We start from the raw sequence: 17841 nt of genomic DNA on the forward strand, positions 1-17841 counted from the left end.
ACCTGCTGTTTTGTTCCCGGAGGTATGACCTTCACCCGTTTGAGAACCTTCGCCGCAAGGGCGTCAACGAGCACGGCCCGGTGCAGATGTCCGGGGTGAGCGGGAAATTTTTTCCGGTCTAATGGAGAGAAGCGAAATGGCCGGAAAAAATTTATTGCGAAAGGCCACGCCGGCCCTGGACAGCCAGGCGGGTTGTGCTGGTCTCAGCCCCGGCGAAAGGGACTTAAACGGTGAAAAGGCACAGGAGAGGAAATGAGCAGGGACCCGCCGCAACGTCGGGGCGCGGCACGCGAAACGGCGTTGCCCCTTACAGCCCGGCGGTCACTGGCCGGGGTGCAGAAAGCGCAGGCCACGGCGCGACAGGGCGGCGCCTCCGGAACGGAGGCTGCAAGCCTGCCGTTGACGTTGCGTCATGGGATGGAAGCCCGACAGGGCGGAGACAGCCTGGCTGGCTCCGTTCACGACAGCCCGCCCGGACGCCCACTGCAGGACCTGAAATAAACGAAGAGCAAAAAGAAAAGCCGGCAGAAACAGATGGATGACCACGCTCCATCAACTACTCAGCCGGAACAGGAGAAAAGAAACAAAAGTAAACCAGAATACCAGAAGGAAGAGAGGGACAGGATGAACGCGGAGAGGGAGAGCCGGCGGCGCGTCAGCGCGGCCCGTTCTTCCTGCGCCGCAGGCGCGCGGTCTTTTCCGGCGCGGCCAGACGGGGACAGATGCCCCCGCCGGCTTAACGTGTTCTCAGACGGTTATTCTGAGGATGGCGGTCGCTACCCCGGTATACGTGAACGTTCCCCGCGGCAACGGCTCCCAGACGTCCGCCAGGGACTCCAGCGCCTTTTGCTGACGCGGCCCGTCCAGACATATGCCAGTCAGAATCCCGCCAGGCTCAAGCAGAGTTAATGCCTGCCGGATATGCCGGATATCATCACCGCGATTAAACGGTGGATTCATGATGATTCGGGTATACCGGCGATCCGGATGGTATTCGAGAAAATCCCCGCACCAGGTCCGGACCTCCGGGAAACGTGCCTGCAGATGGCGGACTAATCCGGCGTGCAGCTCCACGGCGTCACACTTCGCCCGGGGGACTGCATCCCTGATCGCCTCCAGTATGGCGCCCGTTCCGGCGCTGGGTTCCAGAATGCGATCGGTTTCCCGGACATCAGCCAGCTCAACCAGCCGTCGACATTCCGGGGCGGGGGTGACAAAAAGCTGAGAGCCCCCCTGAATTTCTGCGACAGGGGCGCGCCCCTCCAGTTTGTCCCGCATCGCCTGAATGCGGTATTTAAGGTCCTGATGCATGAATATACTCCCTGACCTCCCCGGCAAGAGGCCGGGGAGTCTGCCTGTCATTTTTTCGGAATTTCAACGGTTTTCATGTCAGTGATATAGACATTCACCAGCGTACAGCCGTGCGTCATGCAGCGGCGAAAGCGGTACGCGCCGTGCGTCTCATTTTCGGCCACGCCCCGGACAGCCTTATAATCCCCCGGCATTCTGGCCCATTCGGCTTTTGTCATCTCCCGGAATCCCTCCCCCGGATAGTTGACGATCGGCGGGCGCTTCGCCGCTTTCTTCGCGTCGCTGGCTTCCTCCGCTGTCGGGGCTTTATAGTCAGTGATACGGTCCGGGGTCAGTTTCATGGTGCCGCCGTAGCCCAGAAAACGATAACAGGGCGTTTCCACCGAGCTGACCTGACCATTGCTTTTGTTGATGCGGATGATGGTTAACCACTCGCCCCGGCTCTGAACCTGCCCGCCCGGTTCAAATTCCTGTGTCCGGGTGACGACGCCCCCGCTTTCGTCCAGCATGGCGCGCTCATAGCTCAGGCGGTTGCGATAATGGTTAACCCAGCGTTGCTGATGGCGGATCGCACGCTCGTGACAGCGAACTGCAATATCACGGGCCTGCTCAAAGGTGATAATGCTCTCTGTCAGCGCGGAATACAGGGACATCCGGCCTTCATACTGACTTTTCTCTGCCGGGCGCGGGTATTTATCGAGCGTGAAACAGGCTGAAATATGATCGTAATTACTGACCAGCAACGCCATGTTCAGATCCAGCGTCTGCGCCTGCCACATCGTCAGATATTTCTGTGACTGTGCAACAGCCTTTTCAGACTTGCGCAACTCTGCCTCAATCTTTTTAATACGGCGATAGCGGACATCCGGACGCTCCTTGTATTTCGCGTGACGCAGGGATGCCTGTGCCCGTTCCTCCCAGTATTCCGCGCGTTCAAACAACATCACGGCGCGTTTCATGCCGTTTTCAATTTTCTGTGCATCACGGCGCGCGCGGCGTTCGCTGTGATGGCCAACCAGGATCGGCTGACCGAAGGGGCTCGACGATGCCAGCACATCGACATGCGCAAGCTCCCGCTCAGATTCACCGGCGCGTTTATCGCTGTAGTCGTTAAAGCGTTCTGCGCGTTGCTCCTGACGGTCAAAAAGCGTGCTGTCTTCGTCCCCGATATCGCCGGCAAGGGACAGTAATACATCCTCGCGGCCCGGCGTCCAGGCTGGCGCAACAAACAGCCCCTGTTTCGGTGCCCACCGGAAACCGGCATCATGCACCCTTTTATACGTTTCCTCATCGAGGCGGAGCGAGGCATACAGCCGCAACTTGTTATCATCCGGGGAATAGGTCCCCCGGTACACCTGGCCGATCTCCTCTTCAGCGCCGGTCTGCGGGATAGTTTCAGCACTAAGTGCCTGTGCAAAAGCCTGAGTCATCATTTTTCTCCTTCCAGTTGTTGCCGCCCCTCGCGGGGCGGCTCACCTCATCAGTTAAATGCGCGTTTCAGTTCAAGGGTGCGGAGCACCTGCCCGAAAGCGGCGTTTTTCATCGCGGGGATATGCACGCCGCGCCCCTTGCGGTGACTTCTGGCGATATGGCGGCCAAAGGCCTTTAATGCAGGGTCTATCTCCGGCGCGGGAATATCGGCGCGGAAAATGCGCGGATGGCGGCGGGGCTTTACAGCCTCTGCGGAAGGTGAAACAATGGTCACGATCATAGCGTTAACTCCTTCTGGTAGTTAATGAAGCCGTAAAAACCGTTACCGCGATTTTTACGGCGTGGATTAAGCAGGGTTTACCCTGCTTTTTTCATTTCTGCGGTTCGCTGTCTGCTTCTTCAGCCTCCTTTAACCAGCCTCTTTTTTCCCGGATTTTTAAAGAACATCACCCGTTGAGTTTCGGGAGCCGCGGTTTTGACGTTTGCGGGAACCGGCTGCGATATTCCCGATGGTATAAACTTCACCCGTTTGAGAACCTTCGCCGCAAGGGCGTCAACGAGCACGGCCCGGTGCAGATGTCCGGGGTGAGCGGGAAATTTTTTTCGGTCTAATGGAGCCTGCGGAATGGCCGGGGAAAATTTATTGCGAAAGGCCACGCCGGCCCTGGACAGCCAGGCGGGTTGTGCTTGTCTCAGCCCAGGCGAAAGGGGCTTAAACGGGTGATGCACCAGGCGCGGAACAGAGCAGGGACCCGCCGCAGCGTCGGAGCGCGGCACGCGAAACGGCGGTGCCCCCTACAGCCCGGCGGGCGTTGTTTTTCGACGGGGTGCAGGGAGCGCAGGCCACGGCGCGACAGGGCGGCGCCTCCGGAACGGAGGCTGTAAGCCTGCCGTTGACGTTGCGTCATGGGATGGAAACCCGCAGCCCCGGAGGGACAGAGGGGCCGGGCAGAGACGGCGGAGCTGGCTCTGTGCGAAGCATGACAGCCCGCCCGGACGCCCGTCGCGAAAAGGGAACGTCAGGAACGGAAATTTTTTTCTTTTCTGTACAGCACAATGCTATACCAGGCTGAATTCAGGAAAGCAACCACTGGCCCACTCTCCTTAACTTTCTTCTGTCTTCTGATATTCAGGAGCATTTGCGCGCGGCAGCTGCTGACTGTTCAGCCTGCGAATACTTAACCTCTACCGGAAATACTCACGGAGATGCTCTGGCTGTTCACGCTCCGCGAGTTCGCGGCACAACAGGCTTGTTCATCAGAATGCCTCCTGGAAACCCCGATTTTCAGGCCGGGGAGGAAAGGAGGCAAGTTTCCAGGAGGCATTCTGATGAAACGGGAAATGCTGTCGCCGGCATATACCACCTACTGGAAGGAGCTGCCGGTTGCCCGTTTCTGATCGGCGAAAATGACAGACGGGACACGCCGCCCGCGCTTACTTTACCGACCATGCAGATGACTTGTCTCAGGGGGTGAACCATGACAAATATCATTCTGTGTGATGTGACTGCCAGCGTCAGCGAACTTAAAAATGATCCGGTGGCCACCGCCAGTGCCGGCGGCGGCTACACGCTACGCGCCATATCTCCCAATTTAAGGAACAATATGGGTAGAAAAATTGCAGGTTTGGTTTTCTTATTCTTCGCTGTCTGGGGAATGGCTTCAGTGATTGAATTACATTACTGGCGTAGCACTGACACCTATTCTGTCTGGCTGAAAAAACATCTCCGGATCTCTCCAGAATATAACGAAAAGAGCCTGATAGGTATAGAAATGGAAATTTTTGACAAGGCATGTAGTGATAACGGGAACTCCTTGCCGTCACCCAAAAACAAAACGGTATATTTATGCGCTGTGATGATTCCCCCGTGTTTTTCATGGTTCAGGGGCGTTTGCAAAGTCAATTAATCTGTTCTGGATTGAATAGTGGCCGCAAATGCAGCCATTACTCAGCTAATAACATACTGGATCATTGTCGCAAAAAACAAGACAATGACCACAACCTTAAAGATTAGATAAACCAAGCGAATATATCGCCAGTTGTATTGTTCTCTCGCATCAGCAGCTGCTACAGAAGGATCTGCGGGAGTTTTTCCCCTCTTCCGGCCTGGCCTGAATAAATCGAATAAAAATAACAGAATAATAAAAGTTACGATGAATTTTCCGAGTACTAAACAGTCCATATCACAAGACCCCGTTTTGCTCATTGCCAGCTCAACATACTCCGTTTTGCATCTGATAACCACTGCAAATTATAATAACTGCATTGACCCGCTCCCCGTTGATTAATACACCGCGATGTTAGTAATGTCTTCTAATTTATTAGCCAATTACAGGGAAAGCCTATACGAGTCAGATGAGCTAAATTTAGAAAAACTTGATTTTGTAGCAGACTTTTTGCTTTTCTGTTAGCCGTTACTTTCTGTTTCCCCAACCAGCAGACGCCAGGCCGCCACTTCCTCATTTAGCCACCCCACAAAGAGGGCTACCTCAGGCTTCGTCTCCGTTATCTGCGATGTCACCATCCAGTAAGGCCAGGGATACAGCGCGGTGAATGGGGTAAGCTGGACCAGTTCACCTCGGGTGATAGCATCATGAACCAGAGAGCGGCGCTCCAGCGCAATACCTTTACCGAGCCTGACAGACTCGAGGACTAAGTTTGAGTCGTTAATGCATAAACCACCTGGCATAATATATTTTTCCAGCCCCGCATTGAAACACCATGTTTTCCACGACTCCATGGAGAAAATTATTTGACTCTTAACCACCTCAGTCGGCGTCGCCGGGAGGACACCGCCGTTATAACCGGGCGCCGCAACAACAATCAGTTCATCTGAAAAAAGATAATGACAGTCACTTCCCTCCCAGTTTCCTTTCCCCATCCGTATCGCAATATCTATCCCTTCCTGTTGCATGCTGGTGATCGTCAGGCTGGCCTGGATCCGCAGCGTGATATGCGGATATTTTACCCGAAACCGTTCCAGACGAGGCAATAACCAGTGGCAACCAAAGGACGGCACCATCGCCAGCGTCAGTTCCTGTATTCTCGGTTTCACCTGCACTAACCGGGTAGCATCTGCAATATGGTTCAGCGCCTCGCGAACCTGCAATGCGTAGAGCCGCCCTTCTTCGTTGATCTGCACCCCTCGCCCATGACGAATAAATAGCTTCACGCCCACCATTTCCTCCAGCACTTTAATCTGCTGACTGATGGCGGAATGGGTCACATGGAGCTCTTTCGCCGCAAGCGTTACGCTGCCAAGGCGAGCCACGGCTTCAAAACTACGCAAACTTGCGATAGGTGGGAAATCCGACATGAAACCCTCCCTCAATATCGGTAGCTGTCAACAAAGTTGACACTCTTATTCATTTTTATGCTGCCGTTTTCAGCATAGTTTCTGGCTTCTCTGGATTCAACATCACCACCTCGACCCGCTGCCATTGACGGCATGAGGTTGACCAGCATTCCGGTCGGGCTTTTTGAGCAGGCTCATACAAGGCTTTTAGTTTTGCCAGCAGGCTTATATCTTCCTCTCGATACCGTTGGGCAGAGGTCACATAACCGATGGCTCCATGCCGATGCTCTTCGTTATACTACCGTCTGAACTCCTCGACCCAACGCCGCGCTTCATCCAGATCCAGGAAGCCTGATGACGGCCACGCCGGAACATATTTTAGCGTCATGAACAGCGACTCCACATAGGGATTACCGTTGCTGATTTGTGGGCGACTGCGCGAGCCGGTGATCTTCAGTTCTTCCCTTCTCGCTTTCAACGTCTGGGATTTCATTGGTATACCATTGTCAGCATGAAGCACTAACGGATATCGGTAGTACCCTTCATGTAATACCGTGCGGTAGTGCGGCGGCCCGCTGCCATTTTCCTCTTCATGAACCTCATAACCGACAATTTTTCGGCTAATAAAATCTTCGGTCATATACAGATAAAAATAGCGACCACAAACCCGCAAGGCTAATCAGGTGACGTCCCACACACACCTGGCGTGACCCAAGAGCCTGATAGCTGGCCGGTTTCTTCACTTTCAGCGGTGCCTTCACCTGTCCATTGGATAAGATCCGTGCGTTCATGAGCTGGGGTCAGTCCTCCTCGACCTCCACACCGGAATAATGATTCAGTTTTTTTCCTAAGACCAGCAACGCTACTGCCTCGGCCAGGGTCTTCCTTTGCGCACCAGTTCGCGCTCCGGCCCTTTAATTTTCTTTTGGCCAGCTTTGCGACGGCAGTATTCACTCAGTTTGGCTTCACTGAGTGTGGCGGTTTCAACAATGACTCCGAAGCGTGCTTCTGTCGAGCAAGTGCGGCAACGGCCATGTTGTAAGACGGCAGTCATTTGGCCAAAACGGCGGCTTTTCGTTCCGGTGAAAAACGTTTCATAACAGGCTCCGCTACCCCATAGATATGTTCAGTATGGGGTGTCACTACCCTGCCAGAGGTAGATATGCTTAATCTTACAAACAGCAACCGGCCAATATGTCAGTAATACTAACTCAGGCCGTAAGATACTGATGATATTCGCCATAATGAACTTATTGTAATGTCTGTTTATCATCTTAAATGAAGCATTCTTTCACACAGACAGGAAAACAGGAATCATGATAAAGCTGATTGGCATGATGGATTCTCCTTATGTACGTCGCGTGGCGGTCTCCCTGGAACTTTATGGTGTCGCGTTTGAAAGCCAGCCTCTGTCGGTGTTTAGTACATTTGAGGAATTTTCCCGGATTAACCCTGCGGTAAAAGCGCCAACGCTTATTCTGGATAATGGTACGCGTCTGATGGACTCCTCACTGATACTGAATTATTTTGAGGCCCAGGCAGCTCCCGAACAAAAACTCCTGCCCATGACGCCGGATGCGCTGGCAAAAGATCTCCAGACGCTGGGCTTTATCCTCGCCGCCTCGGAGAAAGCCGTACAAAATGTGTATGAACACAACCTGCGCCCGATGGAGAAGCAGTATAATCCGTGGGTAGAACGTATCACGCTCCAGTTGCTGGCAGCCTGCCAGGAATGGGATACATTGCTGGAAACGCGTCCGGCTAACGCTGTGGCCGATCAGGTTGCTGTCACCAGTACCGTTATCTGGACATTTATTCAGTCAATGATCCCTCACGTCGTTAACGCCGGTAATTTCAAAAAGATTCAGGCGGTTTCCGACATTTTCGAAAACCAGGCGGCATTTAAGAAATACCCTTTTAGTTAACGCTTTGTACTGCCCCAAACAGTTGGACAGATTAACCGAGGCATCAGAGAAAGGGTCCATTTAATACATGGACTCTTTTTTGTTTCTGGCTATAACTAAATAACATTTTCCACAATCGGATTATCCATTCCGTTGCTTTCTTACATCACGCTGATTCCCGTCTCATCAATATTTTGTTCGTCGTATTCTTTCCTGAAGGATTCCTACTGATTTAACCTTAGACGTACTATCAAATTATCGCTTATAGCGATTTGAACGTAACAGTCTTTGCGTTCTATTGAGGGAGCCTAAGGAACAATGTTCGCTGCTGAGTTTGTGATGATTTGAAACCATGGTGAATGTAGAAATTTTTGGCTTCTTCGGTAAGTGCATGAACCATGATTGCACGTACACCAATATTCTCGGCAACCCGATAGCAACGAAGTACTGCATCATGAAGTAAATCAGCACCAAGCCCTTTTCCATGGAATGAGAGATCGACAGCAAGACGGGCAAGTATAATGACGGGGATGGGATCTGGCATGTTACACCGAAGATTGCCTGTCGCTTCTGTATGGTTGACGCTGCCGGTGGCCAGAGAGTAAAAACCGGCTACTTGCTTCGTGTCTTTCTTGCACATCACAAATGTTCTGGCCGTTCCAAGATCCTGATTTTTGAGGCCCTTTTGCTTCAACCAGTCATCGAGCACAGACTCGCCGCTGACGAACTCAGCCACCTGATGAAAAGCTGACAAAGGTTCTGGTGCTGTTACACGTCCCACTGAGGTTTCCTTGCCAGCAGTTTTTCGATAACGGGATCATCTGCGACCGGTGCATCAAGCATATCGATGAACTCCGCATATTGCTCATCGTTAAAGTTAAATACACGGCGGTCAAGGATCACATTCTCGGCAGCCTGACAGGCCATTTCCAGAATGAAATCTGTACGTGACTTGTGAAGGATTTCCGCAGCTGCATCAATGAGCGCCCGCTGCGATTCCTTAGCTCTGAGGTTAAGTTGAACATCTGATTTCATGAGGCACCTCTTGTATAGCATTTGCTTTACAAGCGTAGCATAACCATCACGTATAGCAAACGCTATACATCAAGTCGTCGTTTTTCATTTTTTGAATATTGATGTCCGCTTTGTGCCAGGAGCAGACCTTACCTCTCAGGATCCACCTGACTATCCATTAGTATGTACTGCGCAGCTTTACGGGCGTATTGATCAATCAAAGGTACAAGCCGAGTGAAATGTTCGCTGGCACAATGTGCATCGAGTGCTGCCCGGTCAGGCCATTCTTCAATAAAAATAAAATGCCCCGGATCCCTTTCATCACGGTACAAATCATAAGCAATACACAGTGGCTCTCGCTTCGTCGCCGCGATGAGTTTGCGATATAGAGGGAGAACAGTGTCGACGTATTCGGGTTTGATAAAATCTTCGGCAATGACCTTTAGCATGCGAACTCTTTTATTGAAATGATCCAATGATTTATATGGATAATGCCAGCCTTCAGGCATTTTTCAAATCTAACTTCCGCTCCTCGCTCACAGCGGACCTTTAGCCCACTCAGCTTGTTCGTTTCGTGCCAGGAGCGGACATTGCTAGATTTGTACCGCTGTACCCGATAGTACTGCTCTGATGCTACACTCCTTGCAAGTCTCATTACCCCAACGAATACATTTATGACCGCCGCTGATTTCAAACGCCCTAAACTGGAACTCCCGAACGGGGCAAACAAACTGCTGTTGCACTCTTGCTGTGCCCCATGTTCCGGTGAGGTGATGGAGGCGATCCAGGCCTCGGGCATCGACTACACCATATTCTTCTATAATCCAAATATTCATCCGCAAAAAGAGTATCTGATTCGTAAGGATGAGAACATTCGCTTTGCTGAACAGAATGGTGTTCCGTTTATCGATGCGGATTACGACACCGATAACTGGTTTGAGCGCGCAAAAGGCATGGAATGGGAGCCCGAGCGCGGCATCCGCTGCACTGTGTGTTTCGACATGCGCTTTGAGCGGACGGCGCTGTATGCCGCTGAAAATGGCTTCAGCGTGATCAGTAGTTCATTGGGTATTTCACGTTGGAAGAATATGCAGCAAATCAACGACTGCGGACAGCGAGCCGCTGCACATTATCCGGGCATGGTGTACTGGGATTATAACTGGCGCAAGCAGGGCGGCTCGTCCCGCATGATTGAAATCAGCAAACGTGAGCAGTTCTATCAGCAGGAATACTGCGGCTGCGTTTATTCACTGCGTGACAGCAACCTGCACCGCAAATCCCAGGGTCGTCCTCTAATCAAAATCGGTCAGCTTTATTACGGAAAAGAAGAAGAGCAGGACTGATTTTTATGTCCTACCATCCGGGGCGTGGCAGCGTTTCTGTATAAAGTACGCCAATCGTAACTTGCAGGCCATCAAGATTAACGAGCATGCCATAGATGCTAGAAATGGCATGCTTCTTCGAGACTAACAACGATTTTGAAGTCATTAGATAGCTGAAAATAACGCTACATTCTTTTACTGAAGCGTCCGTTCTTCGCTCACAGCGGACCTTCAGGTCTGTCAGTGACCGCTTCGAACCAGGAGCGGACATTGAGATCTGCCCACGAATCTGAAGTATGGTTTTTATCGTGCCGAGGAGCTGTTTTCTGGCACTGATTAGTGTCAACTAAGTATTTCTGCGGACGTGGAGACATCTCTCCTGACACCAAAGCTAGTCAATTCAGGAAGCGTGGAATTTTCATGAAGAATAATGGCTTCGGCACTGGCATGTGGTTTATCGTGTGTTGTATGGGCATCACTGATAAGGGTAATGTCATAACCCAAAGCAGCCGCAGCACGGATAGTAGTGTCGATACAAAATTCAGAGGCATAGCCGCAAACCAGTAGATGGCTTGCTTTTACCTGCTCAAGTAAGGTGTTCAGTTCAGTGTGCAAAAATGCATTAGCGGTTGTTTTACCTATAAAAAATGCTTTGTCCGGAACAGAAATCTCATCCAGAAGTTTCCATCCTTCAGTGCCGGGATGAAGTGTTGGTGCTTCATGTTGAACAAAAATCACCGGATAATTGCATTCTTTTGCATGGAAAAGATGATTGTTAATGTTGCCGACGACTTGCTGGAGATTGAATGGCTGAGGAGGCAAGTTACATAACGCCTTCTGCAAATCAATAATGATGAGTGCTTGCATGATATAAAGTCCGTCAACTCAGAAAGGAGCATCTTGGCCCATCATGCCTCTTCACACAAATCAAATTATCATACCTTCCGCATACAACTCAAAACGTAATCGTATTTACCAAAATGGATCAACATCCGCTCCTCGCTCGCAGCGGATCTTCAGGTCTGTCAGGTGACCGCTTCGTGCTGTGAGTTCAACCGATGGATGCAACACATTGGCTAAACGCTCTGCGGGTGATTAATAGTATGGCGTTTTTCCTGGTCTCTGGTAGTGCGGCCCCACAGTCCCATGTTTATATTTTTTAAGTCTGGACTTAGGCAGGCATTCGTTATTTGCGCTGACCTGCCAGTTCCTGACAAAGCGCACCGATCTTTTCAACGGCATTGAGCAGCGTGGACGAGGGTTCATTCGCACAATTTAACCGCAGGAAGTTCTGAAACTCGGCCCCCGGGGAAAACAGGAGGCCAGGACTGACACCAATGCCCAGCGCCAGCGCGCGACGGTGTACCGCCAATGAATTCAGCGGATGTGGGAGTTCTATCCACAACAAGAAACCGGCTGTCGGCACGGTAACACGAGTGCCCTGTGGGAAGCTGGCCTTGACCCGGGCGATAACGGCTTGTACCCCCTCTGAGATCCGGAACTTCAAGCGTCGCAAATGACGCTCGTAGTCCCCACTTGCCAGTATATCGCTCGCGGCAGCCTCAAGCAGCGGTGCGCCAGCCCAATCCCCGGCCATGCGAGCCTGCAATACCTGAGTGTGATAGCGTCCTGCCGCAACCCACCCTATTCTCCAGCCCGGGGCAAGGGTTTTGGATAATGAACTGCAGTAGATCACACTCCCGCTCTGGTCGAACGCCTTGCAGGCCGGAGGACGCTGCCCTTCACCGGCCAGATCACCATACACATCGTCCTCAATTAAAGGGATGCCTGCACGTTCAATCAGAGCAACAAGTTCCTGCTTGCGGGTGACGGGCATACTGGCACCGAGTGGGTTTTGCACCGTGGGCGAAGCCAGCACGGCGGCGGGACGGTGGCGCTGAATAGCGTCATCCAGAGATGCCAGCAACAAGCCTTCAGCAGGATCCGTGGGGATTTGTAATGCCTTGAGGCCTAAGTCCTCAAGCAGCAGGAGCGTACCGAAGTAGGCAGGTTGCTCAATTGCCACTACCTCACCTGGCTGACATACAGCCCGCAGAGCCAGACGCAGTGCCTGCGTCGCTCCAGCCGTGATGACGAGATCATCCGAACCAAAACGGGCCCCCCACTGTGCAGCACGTACGGCTATATTTCTGCGCAGGTCTGCCCTTCCCGGCGGCAGGCTGTAGCTCTGCCCGTGCGCGTCCAGGCGGCGGGTTGCAGTCTGTAGCGCCCGCTGTAGCGTGTTTGTTGGCAACCATATTGGATCGGGCAGCGCTGCACCAAGCGGCACCAGACGGGCTTCTGCGCTACTGAATAGTGAACGGGCTAATGCTGACATTGTCACGGGGACTGGGCCAGGTAAATCCTGGGAAGATGGTATGTTCTGAGATGTGTTTATCTGGCAAACGAAGTAGCCCGAACGCGGACGCGCAACAATCAGGCCCTCGGCCTCGAGACAACGGAGTGCTTCCAGTGCCGTTGGGAGGCTAACCTGCTCTCGTTCGGCCAGTTTACGCGCGGAGATCATCCTGTCGCCGACTCGCAATACACCTGATGCAAGGGTAAGGCGCAGCATTTCAGCAATCCGGCGGTAATGTGGGGACAACAGACGTGGAGCGGACATTGCGAACTGTACAGTCTGATTTTCGATAGATCTGACTATACAGACAATGAGGTGGCCCTTCTATAGTGGTGCCGAACCCGCTCAGTCAAGGAGTCATTATGCATAGCGATAACTTCGATCTTTCTGCTTATTTCCGTCGCATAAACTACACCGGGCATGCAGCCGCCGATACCGCCACGCTGCACGCACTCATGCGCCATCAACTCTTTTCGGTGCCCTTCGAGAATCTGGATGTACAGGCTGGCAAAGTCGTATCCCTGGTACCCGAAGACATTGCAGATAAACTGCTCCACCGAGGCCGTGGTGGATACTGCTATGAGGTTAATGGGTTATTTGCAATGGCACTGGACGCTTTAGGTATTACCTACCGTTTCGTTGCCGCTCGCCCGATGTTCTATCCGGCACGTCGACCGAAAACGCATATGGCATTAATTGCTGAAGTTGATGACCGCCTGTGGCTTTGCGACCTGGGGTTCGGCAGCTATGGTATTCGTGCGCCGCTCGCCTTAGACATGACAGATACCGATATCGAACAGGATTTCGACACTTTCCGGCTTATCCGTAACGTTAATAGCGAGTACCTGCTACAAGCGAAGGTGGAGGGTGAATGGGCCAATCAATACAGTTTTGATCTGTCCCCCCAGGAGTGGATTGATTTCGTCCCGGCCAACTACCTCAACTCCACCCATCCTGATGCCATCTTTGTGCAGAAGTTACTGATCGTGCAGCACGGCCCCGAGGGTCGCCTGATTTTGCTGGGTAATTTGCTGAAGACGATCACCGCAGAGGGTGTAGAAACACAACAACTGACGGAAGACGGCATTGCCCTGGCCCTGAAAAATCGCTTTGCTCTGCCTGTACCGCAATACATCGGGAAGACAGGTTAATCCTGAGCACAGCCATCCCTCTTTTTACGCTAATAAAATATACAGAGGGCTGGCTGGCACGCCTGTCGCAGACTATTCATTCACAAATGTGGACTGACCCCGCCCCGATAGACGATCCTGCCCTATTGGTGGACTGACCCCGCCCCGGTAGACGATCCTGCCCTATAGTTGGACTGACCCCGCCCCGGTAGACGATCCTGCCCTATAGTTTTGAGCATAGGAGGAACGTATGGGCACACCACGATTTACACCTGAATTTAAGGAAGAAGCCGTCCGTCAAATAACGGAACGCGGTTATTCCGTTGCCGAAGTATCTGACCGTCTGGGCGTTTCTGCACACAGCCTCTACAAGTGGCTACGGGCTATCAAACCGGATAACAGCGAGCAGCATGCGCGGGATTTACTGGAAGCCAAAAGCGAGATACTGAAACTCCGGGCGCAGCTAAAACGTACCGAAGAAGAACGGGATATCCTGAAAAAGGCCGCGCGGTACTTTGCAAGGGAGCCCGACTGAAGTACCGCTTTATCAATGAGCACCGCACTGTATGGGGTGTGATGACGATGTGTCGGGTACTGAATGTCGCCCGGGCCGGGTTCTACGCGTGGCTGCACAACCCGGTCTCGGCGCGTGATAAAGATAACCAGCGTCTGCTGACGCTTATCCGTGACTCCTATTCACTGAGCGGAGGCGTATACGGTTACCGGCGGGTGCATGGCGATCTGAACGAAATCGGGGAAACCTGCGGTAAAAATCGGGTGGGCCGCATCATGCAACTGAACCGGATTAAAGCCGTACGCGGCTATAAAGCGCCGCGTCGTATCGCTGGCAGACCTTCAGTGGTAGCTCCTAATCGCGTTCAGCGGCAGTTTACCGTTGTCCGGGCCAATCAGGTCTGGGTGACCGATATTACCTATATCCGCACCTGGCAGGGCTGGCTGTATCTGGCAGTGGTCATCGATCTCTTCGCCCGTAATGTGGTCGGCTGGTCGATGAAACCCACGCTCTCACGCGAACTGGCGCTGGATGCGCTGATGATGGCCGTGTGGCGACGAAAACCGGACGGCGAGGTCATCGTACATAGCGATCAAGGTAGCCAGTACGGCAGCGACGACTGGCAACGGTTCTGTCGGGCCAACAATCTGGCACCGAGCATGAGCCGCCGTGGCAACTGCTGGGATAATGCGGTGGCTGAATCGTTCTTCAGTTCGCTGAAAAAAGAACGGATCAGAAAACGCATCTATAAAACCCGGGATCTGGCCCGGGCCGATATCTTCGATTACATTGAAGTCTTCTATAACCGGGCCCGGCGCCACAGCCACCTCGGCGGCGTCAGTCCTGAGGCCTTCGAACAGGCCTCGTCGTGAGGACAGAATTTGTCTACGGTTGTGGGGGCAGTCCATCATTGTGGGTAGTGTGTAAATCGAACTTGGGTCGTTAATTTATCGCATGAGTTTATTATGTTAATCCTGTTGTTCAACTTTTTTCCGGAATGAACGGATCCAGTCTGGAACTGCATCTGCCGGTAATGCTCCAGTAAAAAGGTACCCCTGTGATACCGGGCAGCCCATGTGTTTTAGACTATTATGCTGAGGGATACTCTCAACACCCTCTGCGACTACGACCATATCTAGATTACGTCCAATATGTACAACTGCTTCGACAAGGGCTTTCACTCTTCGATCATGTGTAAACTGGTCAATAAAGCTCTTATCAATTTTTACTTCGGTCACAGGTAAATAAGCCAGGCGAGACAGGCTGGAGAAACCAGTACCAAAATCGTCAACAGAAACACCCACACCGAGTTTTCGTATTGCATGAATCCTGTCAGGCATTTCGTCCGTTAAAGTCATCATGGTGCTTTCCGTGATTTCTACGGTAAGGGCATCACCTGGTAAGTTATATTCTGCCAGTAAAGCAGCAACATATTGCGGGAGCTGGGGATTGCTAAAACTACGGGCAGATAGGTTGACTGAAACAGCGGGCACATCCACGCTTTCCGCTCTCCACTGCGACAACTGACGACAAGCTTCGCTCAGAGCCCAATTTCCCATGTACTCAATTTCTCCGGTCTCTTCAGCAACAGGGATAAAAATTGCCGGAGAAATGTTGCCTGCGTCGGCGTCGTACCACCGTGCCAGTGCTTCGAAACCATAAATTTTTCCACTCTCTGAATATACTTGCGGCTGGTACTCTAGTCTCAGCTTTCCAGTTCTCAGAGCCCGGCTGAAGGCAAGCCTCAATTCGACTCGTTTTCTCGCAGACCGGTTAAGCTCAGGATCGAAGTACTGATAATTTTCATTATTACGTCGTGCACTTTCCATCGCATTTTCTGCACAGTGTAGAAGTGTTTCACCGTTCTTCGATGGCGAATGGCTGATACCAATACATGCTGAGAGCGTGAATGTATGCCCGGCTACTGTCATTTCGTCCATGACAGTTTTCAGCAGCAATGTTACCAGAGGAGAGGCCTTATCTGTATCGTAACCGGATGCTACAACGATAAACTGTGCCCCACTCAGCCTGCACACAAAATAGTGTCTGTCACCTGCTTCCTGTAACCGATTAGCCAAAGTGAGAATGACCTGGTCTCCAGCGGGATAGCCCAGCGATTCGTTAACTTTCCTGAATTCGTTGATGTGCAGAAAAAAGACCAGCAGAGATTTTGGAGAGCTTTCCGCCAGGCAGTTATCAAGGTAATGGATGAGGTACTGTCGGTTCGGTAGTCCGGTTAACCTGTCGAATCTGATCAGCCGGTCAATTTCCTGCTGTCCTTGCTCACGCTCAATCGCAAGTGCGCAAAGTCGCACACTAGTATCAATAATTTTCAACAGGAACGAGTGTGGAATATTCGGTGTGCTGAAATAAAATGCGAAAGTCCCAATTACATCCCCATCCCGGTTCTGAACTGGATAGCTCCAGCAGGACTGTATTTCCGGCGGCAACAGAGTGGTTAAACCCGACCAGAGTGGATCCGTGTTGATATTTTTGACGATAACAGGTTCGCCCCTTGCGGCACAGGTACCACAACTCGCCATGCCTTCCCCAATGGTAATCCCGTTCCATTGGTTATAATACTCTTCCGAAAAGCCCGGAGCGCCCCAGATATAAAGTTTGTTGTTAATTATCCGGCACGCTGAAACAAACACTCCTGGCGCGATATGTTCAATTCGTCGGCAGATATAATCACCGATTTCGCTGAATACCAAACGGCTTGTTAGTGCCGCCAGGACATCCCGTTCAAGTTCTCGAATATTCCGTTCTTCAGTGATATCCGTGAGGACCACAACCAAGTTTCGGGATGGTTTTTCCCCATCGCCTTCAGGAACAGAATTGACTGACAAACGGGTCCAGAAATTTTTACCATTGCTGCTGGTAGCCAGCATATCCTCATGAAAACTGTGATCTCTTCCCAGTTGGGAGACGATGTGATCCTGAGATGCATTTTTATGGAAAGAATCTATCAAAATATCAGGGAAATACTGGTTTACGGCGGTATCAGGCGCATAACCAAACATATCGGTAAATGCTCGGTTGATTTGCAGGATCTGACGACTTTCATCCAGAACAATAACAGCCCTGTTCGTATTGTTTACCGCCAGTAACAAGAGACGGTTTTCTTCCCGACGGTTTACGTCCTGGGTTACATCCCTCACAGAGGCCATGTAATAAATAAGGCCATTCACATTTATCTTTGAAAGCGAAAAACTGGCCCAGATGAAGGTACCGTCTTTTCGTTCCAACTGGAGTTCCCGGTTCATACCGGTTACACGTGATTTTCCACCATCACGATGGTGATGAACATAACTGGCATGAACCGGTTTCAAATTCCGGGGGATCAGGATATTCAGGTTTTTCCTCATCACCTCCTGCTTTTCATACCCCCAGAGTTTTTCTGCTGCGTCGTTAAAAAATAGGATCTCGTCATTCTCGTTAACGAGAACAACTGCCATGAATGTTTGTTCCAGAGCTGGAAACAGGATGCTGTTATCTTCAGTATTCACAGGTTAGACCCTTAATTTAAAAAGTGATGCCAACATGACAATTTTATGTCAG

At 51.6% G+C, this 17841-nt stretch carries 15 protein-coding genes and 5 pseudogenes; 7 read left to right on the forward strand and 13 right to left on the reverse strand.

The genetic code is table 11. From position 1 onward, the window contains the following. Window positions 1–252: 252 nt before the first annotated feature. Window positions 253–474: pseudogene (locus tag ACMYSO_RS25365) on the forward strand (hypothetical protein); the annotation flags it as partial. A 273-nt stretch (window positions 475–747) separates the two neighbouring features. On the opposite strand, the gene ACMYSO_RS25370 reads toward ACMYSO_RS25365, so the two are convergent. The 4 genes and pseudogenes from ACMYSO_RS25370 to ACMYSO_RS25385 form a co-directional block, all read right to left on the reverse strand. After that, on the reverse strand, window positions 748–1311 hold the full coding sequence (locus ACMYSO_RS25370; RefSeq protein ID WP_434670940.1) for a methyltransferase: 564 nt from the start codon (window positions 1309–1311) through the stop codon (window positions 748–750). 47 nt (window positions 1312–1358) lie between these two features. Next, the gene (locus tag ACMYSO_RS25375; RefSeq protein ID WP_434671040.1) at window positions 1359–2741 is read right to left on the reverse strand and encodes a DUF3560 domain-containing protein; all 1383 of its coding nucleotides are present in this window, start codon (window positions 2739–2741) and stop codon (window positions 1359–1361) included. A 50-nt stretch (window positions 2742–2791) separates the two neighbouring features. Continuing rightward, window positions 2792–3022, reverse strand: coding sequence for a hypothetical protein (locus ACMYSO_RS25380; RefSeq protein ID WP_032700845.1), 231 nt, complete (start codon window positions 3020–3022; stop codon window positions 2792–2794). 824 nt (window positions 3023–3846) lie between these two features. Then, window positions 3847–4000 (reverse strand): annotated as a pseudogene (locus ACMYSO_RS25385) (DNA polymerase III subunit theta); the annotation flags it as partial. Between ACMYSO_RS25385 and ACMYSO_RS25390 the strand changes: the two are divergent. Both ACMYSO_RS25390 and ACMYSO_RS25395 read left to right on the forward strand, forming a co-directional pair. Beyond that, window positions 4000–4140 (forward strand): annotated as a pseudogene (locus tag ACMYSO_RS25390) (DUF4113 domain-containing protein); the annotation flags it as partial. The pseudogenes ACMYSO_RS25385 and ACMYSO_RS25390 sit on opposite strands and share 1 nt — an antisense overlap. A gap of 80 nt (window positions 4141–4220) precedes the next feature. Further along, window positions 4221–4334: pseudogene (locus tag ACMYSO_RS25395) on the forward strand (type II toxin-antitoxin system Phd/YefM family antitoxin); the annotation flags it as partial. An 815-nt stretch (window positions 4335–5149) separates the two neighbouring features. Here the strand turns inward: ACMYSO_RS25395 and ACMYSO_RS25400 are convergent. From ACMYSO_RS25400 to ACMYSO_RS25410, 3 genes and pseudogenes are all read right to left on the reverse strand, one after another. Continuing rightward, complete coding sequence (locus tag ACMYSO_RS25400; RefSeq protein ID WP_434670941.1) at window positions 5150–6058, reverse strand: LysR substrate-binding domain-containing protein; 909 nt, start codon at window positions 6056–6058, stop codon at window positions 5150–5152. 277 nt (window positions 6059–6335) lie between these two features. Next, window positions 6336–6530, reverse strand: coding sequence for a hypothetical protein (locus tag ACMYSO_RS25405; RefSeq protein ID WP_434670942.1), 195 nt, complete (start codon window positions 6528–6530; stop codon window positions 6336–6338). 343 nt (window positions 6531–6873) lie between these two features. Next, window positions 6874–7052: pseudogene (locus ACMYSO_RS25410) on the reverse strand (IS3 family transposase); the annotation flags it as partial. A 301-nt stretch (window positions 7053–7353) separates the two neighbouring features. On the opposite strand from ACMYSO_RS25410, the gene ACMYSO_RS25415 reads away from it, so the two are divergent. Beyond that, a complete protein-coding gene (locus ACMYSO_RS25415; RefSeq protein WP_434670943.1) occupies window positions 7354–7962 on the forward strand; it encodes a glutathione S-transferase family protein in 609 nt (202 codons plus the stop codon). A 274-nt stretch (window positions 7963–8236) separates the two neighbouring features. Here ACMYSO_RS25415 and ACMYSO_RS25420 read toward each other — a convergent pair whose 3' ends face one another. The 3 genes from ACMYSO_RS25420 to ACMYSO_RS25430 form a co-directional block, all read right to left on the reverse strand. Further along, entirely contained in the window at window positions 8237–8722 is a 486-nt protein-coding gene (locus ACMYSO_RS25420) for a GNAT family N-acetyltransferase (protein ID WP_434670944.1), read from the reverse strand. Beyond that, window positions 8710–8997, reverse strand: a complete 288-nt coding sequence (locus tag ACMYSO_RS25425) for a DUF1778 domain-containing protein (RefSeq protein ID WP_132731181.1) — start codon at window positions 8995–8997, stop codon at window positions 8710–8712. The genes ACMYSO_RS25420 and ACMYSO_RS25425 overlap by 13 nt, the downstream gene beginning before the upstream one ends. A gap of 107 nt (window positions 8998–9104) precedes the next feature. Then, window positions 9105–9404, reverse strand: a complete 300-nt coding sequence (locus ACMYSO_RS25430) for a putative quinol monooxygenase (protein ID WP_434670945.1) — start codon at window positions 9402–9404, stop codon at window positions 9105–9107. A 225-nt stretch (window positions 9405–9629) separates the two neighbouring features. Between ACMYSO_RS25430 and ACMYSO_RS25435 the strand changes: the two genes are divergently transcribed. Next, complete coding sequence (locus ACMYSO_RS25435) at window positions 9630–10298, forward strand: epoxyqueuosine reductase QueH (RefSeq protein WP_434670946.1); 669 nt, start codon at window positions 9630–9632, stop codon at window positions 10296–10298. Between the two features lie 321 nt (window positions 10299–10619). Here ACMYSO_RS25435 and ACMYSO_RS25440 read toward each other — a convergent pair whose 3' ends face one another. Both ACMYSO_RS25440 and ACMYSO_RS25445 read right to left on the reverse strand, forming a co-directional pair. Next, window positions 10620–11144 (reverse strand): cysteine hydrolase family protein, encoded by a 525-nt coding sequence (locus ACMYSO_RS25440; RefSeq protein WP_434670947.1) that lies wholly within the window; start codon window positions 11142–11144, stop codon window positions 10620–10622. Window positions 11145–11463: 319 nt separating this feature from the next. After that, the gene (locus ACMYSO_RS25445; protein WP_434670948.1) at window positions 11464–12900 is read right to left on the reverse strand and encodes a PLP-dependent aminotransferase family protein; all 1437 of its coding nucleotides are present in this window, start codon (window positions 12898–12900) and stop codon (window positions 11464–11466) included. 98 nt (window positions 12901–12998) lie between these two features. On the opposite strand from ACMYSO_RS25445, the gene ACMYSO_RS25450 reads away from it, so the two are divergent. Together ACMYSO_RS25450 and ACMYSO_RS25455 are read left to right on the forward strand one after the other, a co-directional pair. Further along, window positions 12999–13787, forward strand: a complete 789-nt coding sequence (locus ACMYSO_RS25450) for an arylamine N-acetyltransferase family protein (protein ID WP_434670949.1) — start codon at window positions 12999–13001, stop codon at window positions 13785–13787. A 229-nt stretch (window positions 13788–14016) separates the two neighbouring features. Next, window positions 14017–15152, forward strand: a protein-coding gene (locus tag ACMYSO_RS25455) for an IS3 family transposase (RefSeq protein WP_248228910.1) whose coding sequence is annotated in 2 segments (ribosomal slippage) — window positions 14017–14263 and window positions 14263–15152 — 1137 coding nt in all. Because the reading frame shifts where the segments join, the coding sequence is not laid out codon by codon here. A gap of 96 nt (window positions 15153–15248) precedes the next feature. Here ACMYSO_RS25455 and dosP read toward each other — a convergent pair. Further along, window positions 15249–17789 (reverse strand): oxygen-sensing cyclic-di-GMP phosphodiesterase DosP, encoded by a 2541-nt coding sequence (dosP, locus tag ACMYSO_RS25460; protein WP_434670950.1) that lies wholly within the window; start codon window positions 17787–17789, stop codon window positions 15249–15251. Window positions 17790–17841 lie beyond the last annotated feature (52 nt).

The organism is Klebsiella sp. B345 (assembly GCF_051131735.1).
In the GTDB taxonomy this organism is placed as follows: Bacteria; Pseudomonadota; Gammaproteobacteria; order Enterobacterales; family Enterobacteriaceae; genus Klebsiella.